The following is a 16,361-nucleotide window of genomic DNA, read 5'->3' on the forward strand; positions in this document are numbered from 1 at the left end:
TCTCTTATAAAAAGATTGGCGTATATATGAATTGAATATCATACTCGTGTTTATAGTGTTGCATTTCATATGCCGTCACTTCAACTCTTATTTTTTGTTCTGGAAATCCAATTTTCAAAGGTGCTGGTATATCATGCGATATATTTGTTGGATACATCCCATTTGTTTCAAGCACCGTCAGCATTCCGTTCTGTCCATCAAGAAAAATGGCTGTAGCCCCTCCTCCCGGATAAAAATGATCATCTGGCCTTAAATAAATTTCCACATTCCCCAAATCCTTCCCCATTCTGCTTTTGCACAACCCATATAATTTAATATCTGCATAAAGCGGATATTTTTCACCTACAATACCCGAGTAAAACCCTTCATTATCTGGTATTCTGTCTTCAGAGCATTGCTTAATCCCGACATCCACAAAGACCGGCGCCTGTCCTTCTACCTGCTCTGCTGCAACTTCACAGACAGCAGTTGCTTTTCCACTACTGTCTATTTCTTTAAACACAAGATCATGTGCAGCGATACCTATACTCTTCTTATTTCCATATTCATATCCGGCACATGTCAGTTCCAATACATGCCACCCCGCCTGCAACGCTCCGTATTCTGTCTGATCCACTCTTGTAAGAGTAAACTTAAAAAACTTATCTTTCTCTCCTTTATTGTCAGAAAATCCTTCCAGACGGACATCCACAATTTTTGAAAACACCTCAAGGATACTGCCCACATTATCCCATATTTCTTTCCTATTCCTCCCATGGATACTGATTCTTAGAGTATATTCTCTTATTCCAAAATTTGGATTGCACATTATCGGAGTCGTTAAACCATCTATCATTTCTGTCGCATTTGTTACTGTTCTATTCGCTGGTGTTATCCCGACAAATATCGCCTGATATGTAGATATATCCACATTATTGACATACATTTTTATAGCCATATATTTCCCCCTTTTTATTGCAAAATAATTTCTAAAAATAACAAATTACCATCTTCTAACCTGCATTGTTAATTCACTTCCAACCGCCTCACTAATTTCCCCGACAACTGCCCCTGTATCCAGCACCACCTTCATACGCCTGATATCCTCACGAATAGAAGCAAGGCTTCCTGCAAGATTACCCACTACATCCGCCACGCTGGAATTATCCACCGTAACATTTGTCTGCCCGCTTACATTTCCCGCCGCCAACCCATTCAGCGCCGCTATCCCCGCGCCGCCGTTTATCGTTTCCATCTCTCCTGCCAGCACTGTCTGCTGCTGGCTCAACTTCTCCCTGGACTGCTCCAGCATCGTTTCTATCATTTCCGTCCCTGCCATCGAGGCTGCCTGTGTATTTTCTTGAATACCTTCCGCTATCCCTGCCGGAATCTGGACGCCTATCACATCCCGGAATCTTTTGGATGGAGAATGGATGCCCGCGCTGGTCTTCACTGCTTCTTCAAGAGTATTCACAAAACCTGACGCCCCTATCTGAATAGACAAATGACCGCCTAATCCCTTCAGGATTCCCGCAAGCATGTCCTTTCCTATCTGCTCTCCGGCGGAAGCCAGTCCTCCAACCTCCTCCACCAATATTTCCTTCAAAGCAGTTCCTGTATTTGCCAGCTCTTCCTGGATTTTTTTATCTCTCAGCCCGGAGATGAGATTCATAGCAGTCTGCTCACCGATAGTAGAAGCCTTGCTTGCCAGATTTTCTAAAGGTCCCTCTATGGATGCGGAAAGGTCTTTCATTGCCTTATCATATGTATCTTTATATTTTTCCAGCTCTTTTTTTGCCGTTTTTTCCGCCTCTGCAATTTTCTCCTCTATCTTAATCCGGAAAGCTTCTGTGTCTTTGAGCGCCTGGGCCTCTGCCAGTTTTTCTTTCTGTTCATACGCTTCGTTCGCCTGCTTTAGCTTTTCTTCTGTCATCATTCCCAGGGAGATGATTGTTGCCGTCGCTGCTGGCCCCATTTCCCGCAGTTTTTCGATGAAGGAATCATTCAGGATTTTTTTCTCCTCCAGCTTTTCAAGCTGATCTACCCACAATGCATACCCTGCCACCTGGGACTGCATATTTGCCAGCAGTATCTCTGGCGCGTCCGCCTCACTTTTGAATTCATCAAACAAACCGAAGGCTGACTCAATCGTCGATTTTCGCTTATCAAATGCTGATTCATAAGCTTCCTTCAACTCATCCACTTTTTCCTTCAGCTCATTCTGGGTTTTTTCACATTTCTCCTGATAATCATCCTCTAAATCTTTCCGCTTCTCGTTGTATGCCTCCAGCGCGTCCAGATATTTTTTATCTGCCTTGATGCGCTCTTCCGTCCCTGCTTTATACTGTTTCCGTACGATATCCCAGTACTCTACTTCAGCTTTTGCAGATACATTTCCCACTTTCTTATATTCTTCCAGAGCATCTCCGGAAGCCCCGTATTTCCTGTTTTCTTTTTCCTGCTCTTCCTTTTCTTCTTTTTGCTTTTTCTCTGCTTCTTTTTGCTGTTTTTGTATCAGCTTCTTTAAATTCTTCTGATATCCCTTAATCTTGCTCTTTTGAGCCTTTTCCAGAAGTCTATCCCAGACTATCTTGGCCTCTGCATCGTTATCCGCTTCTTCTTCAATAAATTTTTCTGCCCTTTCCGCGACTTCCTGCGCCAGCTTTTTTCCATCGTTGTTTTTCTTAGTCTTTTTTACGCCAAATGCCATTCCGGATTTCAGCTTTTTTACCGTTTTCTTTTCAAATTGTTCTGATATCTTATTAATATCCAGTTCTGTTTTTGCCGTATCCAGCGTGTCCCTTGCCATATCAGCGGAAGCTTTTGTGACGTCTTTCTTTCCCTGATTCAGCCCCATCGCAAGACCTTCCGTAACCGGTTTCGCAACTTCATCCCTCCAGCGTTTTGAAGGGCTGTTCGTCTTATTAAAACGGTTTGCAGTATCTACGGCAGCCTGCATGATTTCCCGTATCTTTTCATATACCAGGCCGGAACCCGCGTTAAGCCCGTTCGCAAACCCGGACATCATATTATAGCCTGAATTTTGAAAGGAATCCTTATATACGTTGATAGCTTCTACAGCATTCCTTGCAGTGTTTGCTGCCTCCTGGGATACCCTGCCTGATGCATTTGCCGTTCCCTGCGCCGTTCCTTCTGCCGCCGCTTCCCCGCTTTTCTGGGCGCTCTCTCTTACCTCTTCTCTTCCTTCCTCCTGCGTGCCTGCCAGAAGCCCCAGCAGCTCGTTCATCGCCTGTACCGCCGCTTCTCCGCCCTGTACGATTCCTTCCCTTATCCCTTCGGGAATCGGAATACCTGCTTTCTGGGCGAGCGACGAAAGATAGGTAAACTGCGCCTCGATGCTCCCCCGCATCTTCCCAATCGCATCTTCTATCGTAATTTCCCCATTTGCCAAAGACTCTGCCAGGCCTTCCGGAATCTGTGCGCCGCACTGCCTGAGCGTTTCCACGGTTTCTGTAAAGGATTCCTCCAATCCCTCCGATATAGCGCCTCCCTTTTCAGTTATCGTCTCCTTCGCCTCATCCAGAGACTCCAGCAGATTTTCAAAGTCAAACGGGCTGGATTCCGAAATTTCGCCCAGAGCGGACTGGATAATAAAAGAAACATCAGCCATATTTTCTGCTGTCTGCTCCTTAATATCAAGGACCTCTGCATAACGTTCTGCAATCTCCCTTAACTTTTCCCCGCCGTCGCCTGTCTCCGGATCTAAGGAATTTACCATTTCCTGGACAATATTTGCCGCATCAGGGCCAAGCTCCACGAGATGATTGTACAGCTCCGCCGACATATTTCCCCCGACCTGCCCCGCAAGCTGCGCCATATTATCCCGCCAGTCTGTCAGACCTTCCAGTTGGGAATTTAGATTTTCCTCTATTGTATTAAGCCCTACCGTCTCTCCGCCATCGAAATCATCAAACAGACTGATTTTCTGCTCCATGCTCTGCTCAATGGATGTCCGGATTTCTTCATATTTTTCTTTCAGGGACTGGAGAGCCTTTTTCTGTGCCTCGGTGGAAACTTCTACAGCGGACGCGTTCGCTTCCGCCGCATCTGTATTCTCCTGGATAATATCGGTATTGCCCTGTACTGCTTCATTATTTTCTTGAAGGGTATCTGTGCTGATTCCCCACAGTTCCGCCTGTTTTTTTATTTCTTCGTCTGACATACCCATCAGTTTCATAGCTTCAATCATACCCGCTGAGAATTCGCCCATCATATTTTGGGCTTCCTCCTGAGCGGTTGTCGCATCCTCAATCACTTTTTCTGATTTAGCAATTACTGAGTTATACTCTGTCGCCTTAACAGTGGCATCCCCCATAGCATTGCACCCATTCACCATCTCATCCACAGTGACGCCATACTTCTTCGCGATCTCTTCCTGTACTCTCCCCCAATCCTCAGCGGTCATCGTTGTATCATTTGTACGCTTATCATATTCACCCATTAGTTCTGTATAAGCATTCAAAGCATTTTGTGCCCGTTCCATGATGTCTTCCGCCGCTTGCTGCGCCGCATTTCTTTTTGCCGTGGCTTCCCCCTGCTGCATCAGCGCTTCTCCCTGCTGGCGGTACAGTTCTGTCATCCGTTCCTCCATGACTGAAACCAAAGCTCTCTGCTTCATCGACGCTATACATTCGTCCGTTGCAGCCTTATTGTTCTTCAAAATTCCCGTCTGCTCATCCATATGAAGGTTTAATTCCGGTATGGAACTGTTTAATTCATTGACAAGATATTTCATCTCCGCTTTTACCGCAGATGCTTCTTTCGTTTCCAGTGTCCCGGCTCTCAGCTGGTCATTTAATTCGTATAATCGGTCTGACATTGTCTCATATGCCAGATACTGCGATACTGTGCTCCTTGTTTCCTCATCCATAGCTGCTCTTGATTCCTGAACATTCTTTTTCAGGTTTTCCGCCTCTTTGGAAAGGTTTTTCATTTCGTTATAAGCTTTCTGGCTCTCTGTTTCTGCCTCTCCTGCTGAAAACGCAAATGCGGTAAGACCTGCCGCGGCTATGCCGGCTACAGTTGCTATAATTCCTATAGGATTTGCTGATGTCACTAAATTGAGGGCTTTCATTGCCAGGGTCGCGCCTTCAATAGATTCAGCAAATTTCAATGCCTTAAATGCGAGAATTGCCGTTGCAACGCCAACTGCCGACGCTTCTACTGCCACCAGATTATCGGATAAAAATTCAAGCCCTCCCGACATTACTGGAAGAATCTTCTGCATCTGCTCTCCAAGCTGCACTTGCAGAGTCCGGCTTACCTGTGAAATCTGGCTGTCCAGGTCATCATACCGTATTTCCTTTAATTCATTCATTTTCCCTTTTACACCACTATAACTATCACTCAGATTCCCCAGTGATGTAATAACTTTCCCGGCATTTCCTTCTTCCAGGTCACTCCAAATATTTCCCGCTGCCGTCAACGCTTTCTGCCGATTCTCCGCAGAAGATAAGTCATGAATAACCCCCTGAAATACTTCCGCTGCCGTAGCTTCCCCGGCCTTCATCTGCCCAAAAAGATTTTGCGTTTCTTGTGAAAATCCGGACAGGCTTTTCTCTACTCTGCCATCTGAAAGCGCATTGATAAACTCTTTCACAAAATCATTCACTGTATCGAGATCTGAGGCTCCGGCGTTCAGCCCATTATCTAAAATAGTAAACATTTCCTCCGCTGAGAATCCCGCTTTTCCCCAGAGTGGACTATACTCCTCTATCTTATCCAACATATCTCCAGTCCGGTTCAGTCCATTCTGAGCCCCACTGGCAATCAATCCAAAAGCCTTTTCTGAACTTACCCCCATCTCCGCCATCAGGGCGCTTGCCCCGGCCAGAGTATCATTCACCTCCATTTCAAACGTATCTTTCAGCGCAAACGCATTTTCCGTGACACTCTGCATGGCGCTCCCATCCAGTTCCCCCATATGGTAAACTACCTGAGAAATAGCCTCCGCCACATCATGAAAACTATCTCCATAATTATTTTGGTAAACCTCCCCCATGATTTCCTGATACTGTTTTAAGGCGCTTCCCGATACATCCGTACTGGCTTGAATACGGTTCGCCCCCTGTTCCATCCCCTTCGCAGCCTCAAAAACGCTTCCGGCAAGGTCTTTTGCCATATCGGAAACCCTGGGCGCAAGGTTTTCCGTGACCGCCTTTTTAAGAGAATCTGTCAAACTTTCTGTTCCTTCTCCTGCCGTTTGTACTTCCTCGCCATACCTGTTAATGCTCGTTGCGCAGTGATCCGCAGCGCTCTCCGCCTCCCTCATATATCTTTCATTTTGTGAAATCTCCTGATTTGTGTGGGAAATCTGTTCTTCCGCCTCGCTAAGTGCCTGCCGCAGCGCCTCTGTCCTTTCCCCTGCTCCCGCCTGAGACTGCTCTGCCTCTCTTAATGTCCTTGTAAGAATCTCCTGCTTCTCTGCCTGCTTTTCTAATACTTTCTGTAATATCTCATGCTTTTTTTGCAAAGCCTCCAGTGAATTTTCCTGACCGGAAAATTCTTCCTCTACCTCCGCCATTTTCCTCTGTAGCTCTGACAAGCCGCGTACTATATCTGAAATAGCATCTGCATACTCTATTCCATCCATAAATCTTCTCCTTTCTCACATAAAAAATAGAACCTCTTATCTACGGAAGTTCTATTTTCTAATCTTTATTTTTTATTCCTTTATATACTAATTCTATTGCTCTTTATCTATTGGATATATTGCTGACATGGTTGTCGTCCATTCCTCTTCCCCCAATAATCTGCGATGCTTTTGGAGCTTCTCAGCAATGGTGTTTTTATCAATATGCTATCCTGACATTTTTCAGTGTCTCTTTCATTACTCATTATCCGTATACAAATCATTTAGTTTTCTCTTTAACACAGCGCACCGGGCAACTTCCTGAAGAGCAGTTTTATCCGTCTCTGTCAACACATAGTCAAAAAATTTCTCCTCCCCTGAAGAAAATCGAAGTGTCATTCCTTCTGTCATATCATCGGCAAGATAATCCACATATTCATCATATAACCTTTCTTCTTTGTATTCCCTGACAGTGCCACCACTAAGCACTTCTCTTTCAAAATTATAACTCTTTCCTGCGAAGATTATACTATCCTTAGCAGAATCTCGTTTTAACTTCATTCTATCGGCAAACAGCCAATCATTTCGAACAAATCCCAGACGAAGGTAATAACTCGATCCTTTTAAATACGGGTAGATATAATGGGAAGAATCTATTCCTGTGTAACCTTCATAACGTGTATAATACATATCTTCAAAAGAATCGTATTCGCAGATTAAGCCATTTCCCCCTTCATATTCGGAGAGCGCTGCACGCATTTTTACGGTAACATGCTCTTCCTCAGGGTTGTACTTATTGATATATTCTGTAACAAGCTGTTCCAACTTATCATACTTTAAATTCCTCGTGCAATATCTCCAAATGTTAGCATTTTCGGCATATGCAAAAAACGGAGTAACAGGTTCAAAAGCTGCAGACTCAATAGTATTCTCATCAAATTCCGTTTCTTGGTGGAGCACAACGGATGAAATTATTTCTTTCACTACATTATCATATATTATTGTTATATCATCCCTTTGTCCAAATGTAATCGCATATTGATAATCGCCATATACGAAAAAGTAATGTTTCTGATCCATACTTATATTTTCATCCGCCCAGTGGTTATTTATATATATACAGGGATGGTCTCCAATCGTTAAGGATTCCTTCGAAAGAAGCGTACTGTTTTCATGAGAAGCAATACTTTCTTCAAACCCGTCTAACACTTCCTCTATCACTTCCGGAGATTCGCGATTCTCTATATTCAATAAAAAAGTTCTTACTTGAAGCAGTGCATGGTGCTCTCCTGAGACAATACCAGATTCGGGATAGAAAGAATACTCATCCCTGTCTTTTACAAATTCCCATTCAACGGGTACATGAAAGGAAATATCCTTCATTGCATAAGTGTCAGTTTCTCCTGATAAAATCTCCTCCCGCACTGGCGGTTCTGTCTCAGATTCTGTCTCCGTCTGTGATTCTTGTTCCGTAACGCTCTCTGTTTCCGCCGTTTCTGTGATGACTTCTGTACTTACCGTTGTTTCTGATTCCGCTTTAGTGGCACAAGCTGTAAGAGATACCATTATAGTACCAAACATTAATAACATTATTAAATTCTTTTTCATAAACATCTCCCTCCTCATAAGGCTACAACATTTTATTGATTTGATGCCCCGTTGCTTGCAGCGGGGGCTTTGACTAAAACTTTTGTCTCTTCCTAATAACAAAATTATAACATGCCTTTTGTTCTTTTACTACCTTTTTTACCTCCCCATTAACATTTGTTTTCCACTGCATACAGCTGCTTTTTCCTATACTCTTCCTTCATGGGTCAAATATCTGTCTGATATTTGACCCATAATTTCTTTCGGGAAATGCTTTTTCTTTTTTACGAAGCCTCTGTTTTTGTAATATTCGCTTTCTCATTCAGCCATGCCACTGCTTCCTCTTCTGTCGCAAATTCCGCCTGCTCTTTCCACACGCCGTCATCCCCCTGGAACACGGTTCCTTCAATGGTTGGCGTCTGGAACGCCACAGTTTCTCCTCTGGTATCTGTCTCGTCGTTTGGCTCTGCGAATTTTACTTTCCTGAGCCATTTCGCCATATAAAACGGCTTGCTGTCCCTGATGACCTCTCCATAAAAACCCACGCCCAGGAATGGGGAAATATCGCTCACAGACGCTGTCACCAATGCAGGAGTCCCGCCGTCCGCAGACGCCTCCGTAAATGTATGCCCCAGCATTTTTGCGTAAGTGCTCTGTGCCAAATCATCCACATTCAGGGACAATGTGCCGTCCTTAAAGGACTTGTCAGACTCTGCGATGCCATCATCCGCATAAAGCTTCACATCATTGTTGTTTGCTGTCACAGATGCTTTGATTGCTTTCGCAATCACAAATCCCGCATCATATGTTTTTCCATCCGCCTTCAGTGGCGCTGCCACCGGGTACTTTAATCCAATTTTTGCCATTTCTTTTTCCTCCATCTTCTTTGTTTGTCCGCATATCTCTGTATGCTTTGTTATTTATATTGCTGCAAGAACTCTCCCGGGAAATAGAAACACCCCGCATTCCTGCGGGGTGTTTCTGAATTGTTCTTTACATTTTACACTTTATCATGCTCTTATCATGACATTCAATGACAACTTCAAGAAATCTTTAAACTATGGATGCCAGTATTTCAGTCTTAATCTTGAATATGCCGCAAAAAAACTCCAAATAATCAGGCACTGTCTCTCTCATTCCTCAAATTGTCCGATAGAATTATATCCAGATTCTGATGTATAGTAGTAATATCTTTTATTTTTATGCCAAAAATAAAACATACTGCTAGCATCATAAAAATAACTTGAATAGCCGTCATTACAATAAACCAATGTTTTCGTTTCTCCTGGATTTACAATAACATATCCCTCGTCAGTCTCATCCGAACCTGCGTAGTGAGTTGAATCATGATTATATTCGCCAGATACACTTCCTCTACGTTCAAATTTTAACGCCTCAGTCCCATTATTTGTAACTTCAATCTCGGCAACACCTCTCCTGCCAACAGAAATGGTGGATATCGCAACCTCCTTTTCAACGCTTAGATATACCCTAATGTATTTGCTTATAGTAAAACCCATAATATCTGTATAAATCCTCACGTTTCCTTTACTTTTTCCAGTGACAACACCATCCTTGTCAACCGTTGCTATTTTTTCGTTCGACGATTGCCAGGTGAATTCTTTATATGACGTTCCACACATAAAAAACTGCAGGCTTTCCCCTACTAAAATTTCGATGTGAGAATCACTGGAGCTTATATAAGGCTCTGTCGTCTCAAGCATCTTTTCTATCTTCCTGCCCCTGATATACGCATAAATTGTTACAGGAAATATACTTATACTTTCACAAGTCACAATACCATTCTTGTCAACCGTCACTGCCCGTGGGTTTGACGATTCCCATGTGAAATTTTTATACGATGTCCCACACATAAAAAGCTGTCTCGTCTCCCCCAGCCCGACTTCACTGCCGCTGCCACTTATATAAGGCTGTTCAACTGTGACCTTGCACTTATACGTTTTCTTCCCTACCCTGGCTATAATGGTAGTTTTTCCTTTTCTTCTGGCGGTAACCACTCCCTTTTTGGACACCTTTGCAACGGATTTATTTTTGCTTTTCCATTTTACCTCTTTCTTTGTTCCCTTTATTCTCAGTTTTTCCTTCTGTCCTTTAAGGAGAACCACACTCCGTTTATTTATCCGGGCTTTTGCAGCCTGCGCCGACATAGCAGACGCCGGGAAAAAGTTAAGGCATACGATAGCCAGCGCCAGCGTGATGATTGTTGAAAATAATAATTTTTTTACCTTTTTCATAACGGATACCCTCTTTCTTTTACAGGCGCTGTAAATTCCACAGCTAGATTCTTTCTGCATTTTTTATAATTTCCTTATAGTGAAATTGTAACACAATAACCGCCTGTTTGCTACCTTTTTATTCCTTTTTCACCCGGCATGATTACCGCCCATTCCATTCACGGACACCCGCCATTTCCCATCCTTCACTACCGGTAGCCACCCCGATTTCACCTGAATCCATACCGTGCCGTCCCATGCAGTTTTGGTCTCCAGAATTTTAACAACCGTGCCCTTTTTCAGCCTTGCCCTGTTCCCGGCTATCCGCTTCGCCTTTTTCTTCGCGGACGCCGACAGCTCTGTATATTTTACATATCCCGCCTGCTGCTCTTTCGAAGACACGCCGTCGCGGACAGCGATATCCTGTGCCAGCCGTACTTTTACGCCCGGCTTTATTTCCGCGAGCAACGAGCCAAGTGACTGCTTGCAGGCATTTGGCGACTGCCGCGAGGGGCAAATACCCCGCCCCTTGGGGTATTTCAAGTTTGATGCCCCATTGCTTGCAGCGGGGTCTTTGGCTTCCGGCTCTGTCCGCATCATTTTTGCTACGTCCGCGCGAAACCCGTCCATCGACAGCCCAAAACGGCTCCATATATGCGCCGGGTCTGCGTGATTTGACGACAGTCCTGCGGCGGCTCCCTCTGCATGAGAGGAAATCACATACATCCCATTTCCCAGCTTTGCCTGCGGATTCCAGCCGTACCTCTCACATATAGACACACACAGCTCTGCCGCCGTCCGGTATCCCCGCATGATATCAGTTCTGGCTTTATCCGAATTTATCATACTATAATTTGCCCCGCCGCTATAAGAAATATAATCCGATTCACAGATTTCAACCGTAATCAAATGATTATTTCCCCATCCGGCGTCCGCCCAGCTCCTTATATTTTCAGGAAGAAACTGCAGAACTTTCCCCGGGATATCCGCATCCACACAATAATGGACACATGCCGATACTGCTCCCTGGTTCCAATAGTCTGCTACGGCCTGCGCCGTTCCCTGCCCGGTGCCAATGGTATGTATCTGGATTCCTATTTTCTCACAGGATGCGCCCGCCTGATAACATCTGTTTTTTGTCAGATAGCTTTTTACAATATTTAATCCCATTACATCCCCCTTCCGTACCTCTTATTCTCCATGCTGTCCTCCTTTTTTATCTGCTAAATGCAAATCCTGTATCTCCTTATACATCTTTGTTATCATCCCATTGCCGCCCAGCTCATGGTACGCCTGATACATCTCCACGAAATTCTGATAGGCGTAAGACGGAATCTTTCCTTTCGCCATATATTTGTCGTGGTACTCCATAAGCTGTACCCGCAGAAGAAGCATCGTTCCCCTGCCGTTTGCATCCCTGTCCCGCTTCTGGCGCTTTAAAAGCCAGACAATATAGCCCAGCACAGCCGGAACCGCTGCCGCATACGTCTGCATTAAGATTTCCGCTGTCACATCCTCACCCCCTATCTCCCAGACGCCTCACCAGTACGGGCAGCCCATCCCCATTTTCTGCCCGTACGTGTCAGACGTCCGCTAAAACACCTTGTCAATCGTTACTTCCGGCTCCTTTAAGCCATTCAGTTCCAAATGCTCGTTATACAACAGGAAAAATTTCCTGGGCGTCATCTCAAGCACCTCATTCTGTTGAAAATTCATTACTTTACACCCGATGTAGAGCAGGCGGGCGGTGTTCATGCGCTCCGCCTGCTCTCCCCGTTTGGGGAAGCAAATTCATCCGGCTCCGGCAGAGACAGCCCGTATGCCTGCAGGACAGCCATTGTCACTTCCAGCACATTTTCCTGGGTAATCAGCCATCCCGTCTCCTGCTCGGTATACGTTTTCAGCCCTTCCTGCGGCATCCGCTCCGCTTCATCATTTAGGAGCGCCATCGTCAGATAGCGCAGCGTCTTAATAGACTCTTTCTTGTCCGTAAGCCTGTTGACGACTTCCTCGAGGCTGCAGTCATAGTGATCCTGCACAGCATCCACGACATTCAGGGTAAAGAGAAAATGCCTCTCGACGCCGTCCAGCTTGACGGCATGTCCCAGCGGTCTTAAATCACTCATTCTCTCTCCTCCTATTCTGCCTCAGCCGCGATATTTGCTTTCTGGTTCAGCCATGCCACTGCTTCCTCTTCCGTGGCAAATTCTGCCTGTTCTTTCCACACGCCGTCGTCACTCTGGAACACTGTTCCTTCAATGGTCGGCGTCTGGAATGCCACCGTTTCTCCCCTGGTATCTGTCTCATCATTTGGTTCTGCAAACTTTACTTTACGGAGCCATTTTGCCATATAGGACGGAACGCTGTCCCTAATGATTTCCCCATAGAAGCCTACGCCCAGGAACGGCGAAATATCGTTTACGGACGCCGTCACCAGGGCCGGTGTTTTTCCGTCCTCCGATGCTTCCGTAAATGTATGCCCCAGCATCTTTGCGTAGACAAGCTGTGTCATATCATCCACATTCAGGGACAGTGTCCCGTCCTTAAATGATTTGTCAGACTCCGCGATTCCATCATCCGCATAAAGCTTTACATCATTGTTGTTTGCTGTGACAGACGCTTTAATTGCCCTCGCAATTACAAATCCTGCGTCATACGTTTTTCCATCTGCTTTTAAAGGTGCTGCCACCGGGTACTTTAATCCAATCTTTGCCATTTTTTTATTCCTCCATTTTCTTTATTTTGCGCGCATACTCTGGTATGCTTTTACTTTGTTATTTTTCAGAACTTTCCCGGGAAACAAAACGTCTCTCTTTGTTTAGGACGTTTTGAACTGTTCTTTACATCGTAGAAGGTAACACGTTTTCATGGTAACATTCAATGACAACTTTCAGTATTTTTTCGATACTTTTTAATGCCTTGTCATGAATACGGTATATCTGCCGCAAGTCTATATCTATCTTTCCGCTTATTTTTTCCCATTCCATCAGCCGCAGATAGCGATAAGACATCACTTCACGCTCTGTTGCCGTAGGAAGCTGCTCGATTGCCTCCTTCACTTCCTGGAAAACTTTGATTCTCTGATATCTTGCCGCACATATCTTTTCCTGTGTTTTCTCTATCTCAACTATATAGTCGGATAAATCAGTTTTTTTTCTTCCCCCTCTGGGCATATCCGAATACCGTACGCCCCTCACATTTTTCTGCATCTCGTCCAGTTCCTCCTCCAGCCGCCTTACATCCTTCTTCCCGTCCCGGTAACGGAGAAGCCATTGCTTTATCTGGTTCTTATCCATAAAATTCCCCCCTTTTCAAATTTTTTCTTGCATTTAGTTCGGAAATCAGTTATTCTGTCCTTATAAATACTCTGTACAAAAGTTTTTATTCTGATTTCCGAACTTTGTGAGCTGATTATAGTTCAATATTCCGAACTTGTCAAGGGTGTTTTGTACGGATATCAAAATTTTAGAGGTGCTTTTTATGTATGAAATTTATTGCAGACTGCGTGATGAAGCAGGATATAAGGACGCAGATGTCGCGCGGGAAACAGGAATCACAAAGTCTACTTTTTCTGACTGGAAAAACGGCAGAAGCTGCCCAAAAGACGAAAAGCTCCGCAAAATCGCAAAGCTTTTCGGCGTATCTGCTGATTACCTGAAAACAGGCGAGGAACCGCAGGCCGTCTACTACCTTGATAGTGAAACTGCCAGGGCTGCGCAGGAAATGTACCAGGACCCGGATATGCGCTCCCTGTTTGATATGAAACGAAAGATGCCGGCAGACCGTTTTGCAGCCCACATCAAATTTATGAAAGAGCTTTATGAAAAGGAAAACCCGGACGAAGGAGGGTGTTAAATGGCAGAAAACATTAATATACAGATGATTGACATGGACGTCATGATTCCGGAGCAGGTTGTCCAGAATCCCGATGGAAGCTACACGATTTTTCTCAATGCAAGACTGAGCCATGAACGCCATTTGGAGACCTACGCACACGCCATGAATCATATCCTGAATCATGACTTTGATAAGCAAGACGTGCAGCAAATCGAATATGACGCCCATAAGACAGGGCCGATGGGATAGCCAGGCAGGAGATACAGCATTCCAGTGACCATCTATAAAGGACTTTTTAAGCAAACTCACAAAAGCCTGTATTTCAGGGCAAATAAATAGAGCCGGAAACCTATTTTTCAATACAGTATGTGCGAACCGTAGCCAAAGAGGGGCTGTCGTTTGACAGCCCCCATCAATTTTCTTATTGTCTGTAATAGTCAATCATTGCCTCATCCTTTTTATCTAACTGAAGGACAAGCGTATAATTCTCCAGCACGGCTGGCACATAAATTCCCGGCGGGATCTCCTCCACTTTAGAGCTTATATCTAAAATACCGCTCAATTTCCCAGAAGCATCAAATTTAGTTGTGAGAGAATTCATCCGAACATCGTAAGCCTGAGGTGACATCGCATAGTGCAGCAACACCAAACTTTCCCTTTTAAAGTCCATATTCTCATACTCTGCCAGGCAGGTTTTCCTGAAATCTGTGTGCGCATTTTTCTTCCATATCTTCTTCATTTCCTGAAAATCTTCACTGCTTCTGATAACGATTTTATCCCGCAGATGTTTATCCGAAAAAGTCCTCCGATAATAAAAGCAGAGCATTCCGGCATCGCCGCTTTTGTGAAATTTCCCGGAAGCAATACACGTTTTCTCCTTCTTTACAGGAAGCTTTTTCACAAACACCTGCACGGCCGCCTGAACAGAAGGGTTCTTTTTTGAAACCGCCACAATCGTTGCTTTTCCCGGTCTTTTTGCATTTACCTTTCCATTTCTTGACACAAAAGCCACGTTCCGCTTTTTGGACTTCCAACTCACCTTCTCAGACGCCCCTGCCGGTTTTACCTTCTCAACCATCAGCTTCCTGGATTCTCCCACATAAAGCGTGATTTCCTTCCGTCCAAGTATCAGTCTCCTGGGTATTCCCTTTGATTTCGCAGATACAGGAAGCGCTGATAGTACGCAAAAAAGGCACAATGCGCTGAATAAAATCCCTGCTTTTTTTGTTTTCTTCATAATTTCCCGCCTTTCTAAATATATCTTTTTTTATTTTGCCTGTTTAGATACGATTTCTGTACGATTGGATATCACTTTCTTACCATTAATTTTTTCTCTTATTTAACACTTCGCATTTATTACATAAATAATATTATATATTACTTATTTTGTCAACAATATATAATTAGTTGTATTTTTTTCTATATTTATTATTTTATAACCGCTTATTTATCTATTGAATCTTTTACACTGATAAATTTCTGATACAAATCCAAAAGATAACTCGCCAGAAACTGACCGATTAAAAAACAGCAAAAAGCTGTCACGCAAGAGATTTTTCAATCCCCTGAGTAACAGCCCTATACTCTCGAAAGCTCAATTATTTAACGATACTTAAACATCTGAAACGTTCCCCTGACTCCACGCATACCTCGTCAGCTTCCCCTCCAGCCTCATACCCGCAAACTGGTTCTGCCGCAGCGCTTCATACAGCGCCACCGCCACGGAGTTTGAGAGGTTCAGGGAACGTATTTCCCCGATCATGGGAATGCGGATTGCCGTTTCCTGGTTCTCCACCAGTATTTCTTCTGGGATACCCGCGCTCTCTTTGCCGAACATGATATAGCAGTCAGGCTCATAGGATACATCCGTATAGAGCCGCGGAGCTTTGGTGGTCGCCATATAGATTTTCGCTCCCGGATTTTTCTCAAGGAACTCTTCAAAATTTATGTATGTAGTCACATCCAGGTCTTTCCAGTAGTCCATCCCCGCGCGCTTCAGAGACTTTTCATCCAGGCGGAAACCCAGCGGCTCTATCAGATGGAGCCTGCTGCCCGTAGCTACACAGGTACGGCCGATATTCCCGGTATTTGCCGGAATCTCCGGCTCATAAAGTACGATATTGACTGCCATT

At 44.5% G+C, this 16,361-nt stretch carries 15 protein-coding genes; 2 read left to right on the plus strand and 13 right to left on the minus strand.

All coding sequences use genetic code 11. The features are described 5' to 3' along the window. Positions 1-4 precede the first annotated feature (4 nt). From NFR99_RS04840 to NFR99_RS04890, 11 genes are all read right to left on the minus strand, one after another. The gene (locus NFR99_RS04840; RefSeq protein WP_135975929.1) at positions 5-937 is read right to left on the minus strand and encodes a hypothetical protein; all 933 of its coding nucleotides are present in this window, start codon (positions 935-937) and stop codon (positions 5-7) included. A gap of 45 nt (positions 938-982) precedes the next feature. Further along, positions 983-6,592, minus strand: a complete 5,610-nt coding sequence (locus NFR99_RS04845; protein WP_251352992.1) for a phage tail tape measure protein — start codon at positions 6,590-6,592, stop codon at positions 983-985. Positions 6,593-6,829: 237 nt separating this feature from the next. Next, positions 6,830-8,179 (minus strand): PsbP-related protein, encoded by a 1,350-nt coding sequence (locus NFR99_RS04850; RefSeq protein WP_120480748.1) that lies wholly within the window; start codon positions 8,177-8,179, stop codon positions 6,830-6,832. A 263-nt stretch (positions 8,180-8,442) separates the two neighbouring features. After that, positions 8,443-9,024, minus strand: a complete 582-nt coding sequence (locus NFR99_RS04855; protein WP_158604748.1) for a major tail protein — start codon at positions 9,022-9,024, stop codon at positions 8,443-8,445. Between the two features lie 267 nt (positions 9,025-9,291). Further along, the gene (locus tag NFR99_RS04860; RefSeq protein ID WP_251352994.1) at positions 9,292-10,326 is read right to left on the minus strand and encodes an Ig-like domain-containing protein; all 1,035 of its coding nucleotides are present in this window, start codon (positions 10,324-10,326) and stop codon (positions 9,292-9,294) included. A gap of 216 nt (positions 10,327-10,542) precedes the next feature. Next, entirely contained in the window at positions 10,543-11,562 is a 1,020-nt protein-coding gene (locus tag NFR99_RS04865) for a peptidoglycan recognition protein family protein (RefSeq protein ID WP_251352996.1), read from the minus strand. A 21-nt stretch (positions 11,563-11,583) separates the two neighbouring features. Continuing rightward, positions 11,584-11,904, minus strand: coding sequence for a hypothetical protein (locus NFR99_RS04870; protein WP_251352998.1), 321 nt, complete (start codon positions 11,902-11,904; stop codon positions 11,584-11,586). A gap of 81 nt (positions 11,905-11,985) precedes the next feature. After that, entirely contained in the window at positions 11,986-12,147 is a 162-nt protein-coding gene (locus tag NFR99_RS04875) for a hypothetical protein (RefSeq protein WP_158604750.1), read from the minus strand. Next, complete coding sequence (locus tag NFR99_RS04880) at positions 12,144-12,518, minus strand: hypothetical protein (protein WP_251353000.1); 375 nt, start codon at positions 12,516-12,518, stop codon at positions 12,144-12,146. Before NFR99_RS04880 ends, NFR99_RS04875 begins: the two co-directional genes overlap by 4 nt. Before the next feature lie 11 nt (positions 12,519-12,529). After that, positions 12,530-13,108 carry a major tail protein gene (locus NFR99_RS04885; RefSeq protein ID WP_120480753.1) on the minus strand — a complete coding sequence of 193 codons (579 nt, stop codon included), beginning with the start codon at positions 13,106-13,108 and terminating at the stop codon, positions 12,530-12,532. 124 nt (positions 13,109-13,232) lie between these two features. Then, positions 13,233-13,688 (minus strand): DUF1492 domain-containing protein, encoded by a 456-nt coding sequence (locus tag NFR99_RS04890; protein ID WP_251353002.1) that lies wholly within the window; start codon positions 13,686-13,688, stop codon positions 13,233-13,235. Positions 13,689-13,872: 184 nt separating this feature from the next. Between NFR99_RS04890 and NFR99_RS04895 the strand changes: the two genes are divergently transcribed. Beyond that, on the plus strand, positions 13,873-14,247 hold the full coding sequence (locus NFR99_RS04895) for a helix-turn-helix domain-containing protein (RefSeq protein WP_120480755.1): 375 nt from the start codon (positions 13,873-13,875) through the stop codon (positions 14,245-14,247). After that, positions 14,248-14,478 (plus strand): ImmA/IrrE family metallo-endopeptidase, encoded by a 231-nt coding sequence (locus NFR99_RS04900; RefSeq protein ID WP_135975935.1) that lies wholly within the window; start codon positions 14,248-14,250, stop codon positions 14,476-14,478. 172 nt (positions 14,479-14,650) lie between these two features. On the opposite strand, the gene NFR99_RS04905 is transcribed toward NFR99_RS04900, so the two are convergent. Both NFR99_RS04905 and NFR99_RS04910 read right to left on the minus strand, forming a co-directional pair. Then, a complete protein-coding gene (locus NFR99_RS04905) occupies positions 14,651-15,466 on the minus strand; it encodes an Ig-like domain-containing protein (RefSeq protein ID WP_120480757.1) in 816 nt (271 codons plus the stop codon). A gap of 375 nt (positions 15,467-15,841) precedes the next feature. Then, a complete protein-coding gene (locus tag NFR99_RS04910; protein WP_120480758.1) occupies positions 15,842-16,360 on the minus strand; it encodes a tRNA (cytidine(34)-2'-O)-methyltransferase in 519 nt (172 codons plus the stop codon). Between the last annotated feature and the right edge of the window lies 1 nt (position 16,361).

Source organism: Hominisplanchenecus murintestinalis (genome assembly GCF_943193015.1).
Taxonomy (GTDB): Bacteria; Bacillota; Clostridia; order Lachnospirales; family Lachnospiraceae; genus Hominisplanchenecus_A; species Hominisplanchenecus_A murintestinalis.

Bases quoted from the DNA above. Each gene is read 5' to 3' on its own strand.
- NFR99_RS04840 (WP_135975929.1), bottom strand. From the start codon at position 937: ATGGCTATAAAAATGTATGTCAATAATGTGGATATATCTACATATCAG.
- NFR99_RS04845 (WP_251352992.1), bottom strand. From the start codon at position 6,592: ATGGATGGAATAGAGTATGCAGATGCTATTTCAGATATAGTACGCGGC.
- NFR99_RS04850 (WP_120480748.1), bottom strand. From the start codon at position 8,179: ATGAAAAAGAATTTAATAATGTTATTAATGTTTGGTACTATAATGGTA.
- NFR99_RS04855 (WP_158604748.1), bottom strand. From the start codon at position 9,024: ATGGCAAAAATTGGATTAAAGTACCCGGTGGCAGCGCCACTGAAGGCG.
- NFR99_RS04860 (WP_251352994.1), bottom strand. From the start codon at position 10,326: ATGTCGGCGCAGGCTGCAAAAGCCCGGATAAATAAACGGAGTGTGGTT.
- NFR99_RS04865 (WP_251352996.1), bottom strand. From the start codon at position 11,562: ATGGGATTAAATATTGTAAAAAGCTATCTGACAAAAAACAGATGTTAT.
- NFR99_RS04875 (WP_158604750.1), bottom strand. From the start codon at position 12,147: ATGAACACCGCCCGCCTGCTCTACATCGGGTGTAAAGTAATGAATTTT.
- NFR99_RS04880 (WP_251353000.1), bottom strand. From the start codon at position 12,518: ATGAGTGATTTAAGACCGCTGGGACATGCCGTCAAGCTGGACGGCGTC.
- NFR99_RS04885 (WP_120480753.1), bottom strand. From the start codon at position 13,108: ATGGCAAAGATTGGATTAAAGTACCCGGTGGCAGCACCTTTAAAAGCA.
- NFR99_RS04890 (WP_251353002.1), bottom strand. From the start codon at position 13,688: ATGGATAAGAACCAGATAAAGCAATGGCTTCTCCGTTACCGGGACGGG.
- NFR99_RS04895 (WP_120480755.1), top strand. From the start codon at position 13,873: ATGTATGAAATTTATTGCAGACTGCGTGATGAAGCAGGATATAAGGAC.
- NFR99_RS04900 (WP_135975935.1), top strand. From the start codon at position 14,248: ATGGCAGAAAACATTAATATACAGATGATTGACATGGACGTCATGATT.
- NFR99_RS04905 (WP_120480757.1), bottom strand. From the start codon at position 15,466: ATGAAGAAAACAAAAAAAGCAGGGATTTTATTCAGCGCATTGTGCCTT.
- NFR99_RS04910 (WP_120480758.1), bottom strand. From the start codon at position 16,360: ATGGCAGTCAATATCGTACTTTATGAGCCGGAGATTCCGGCAAATACC.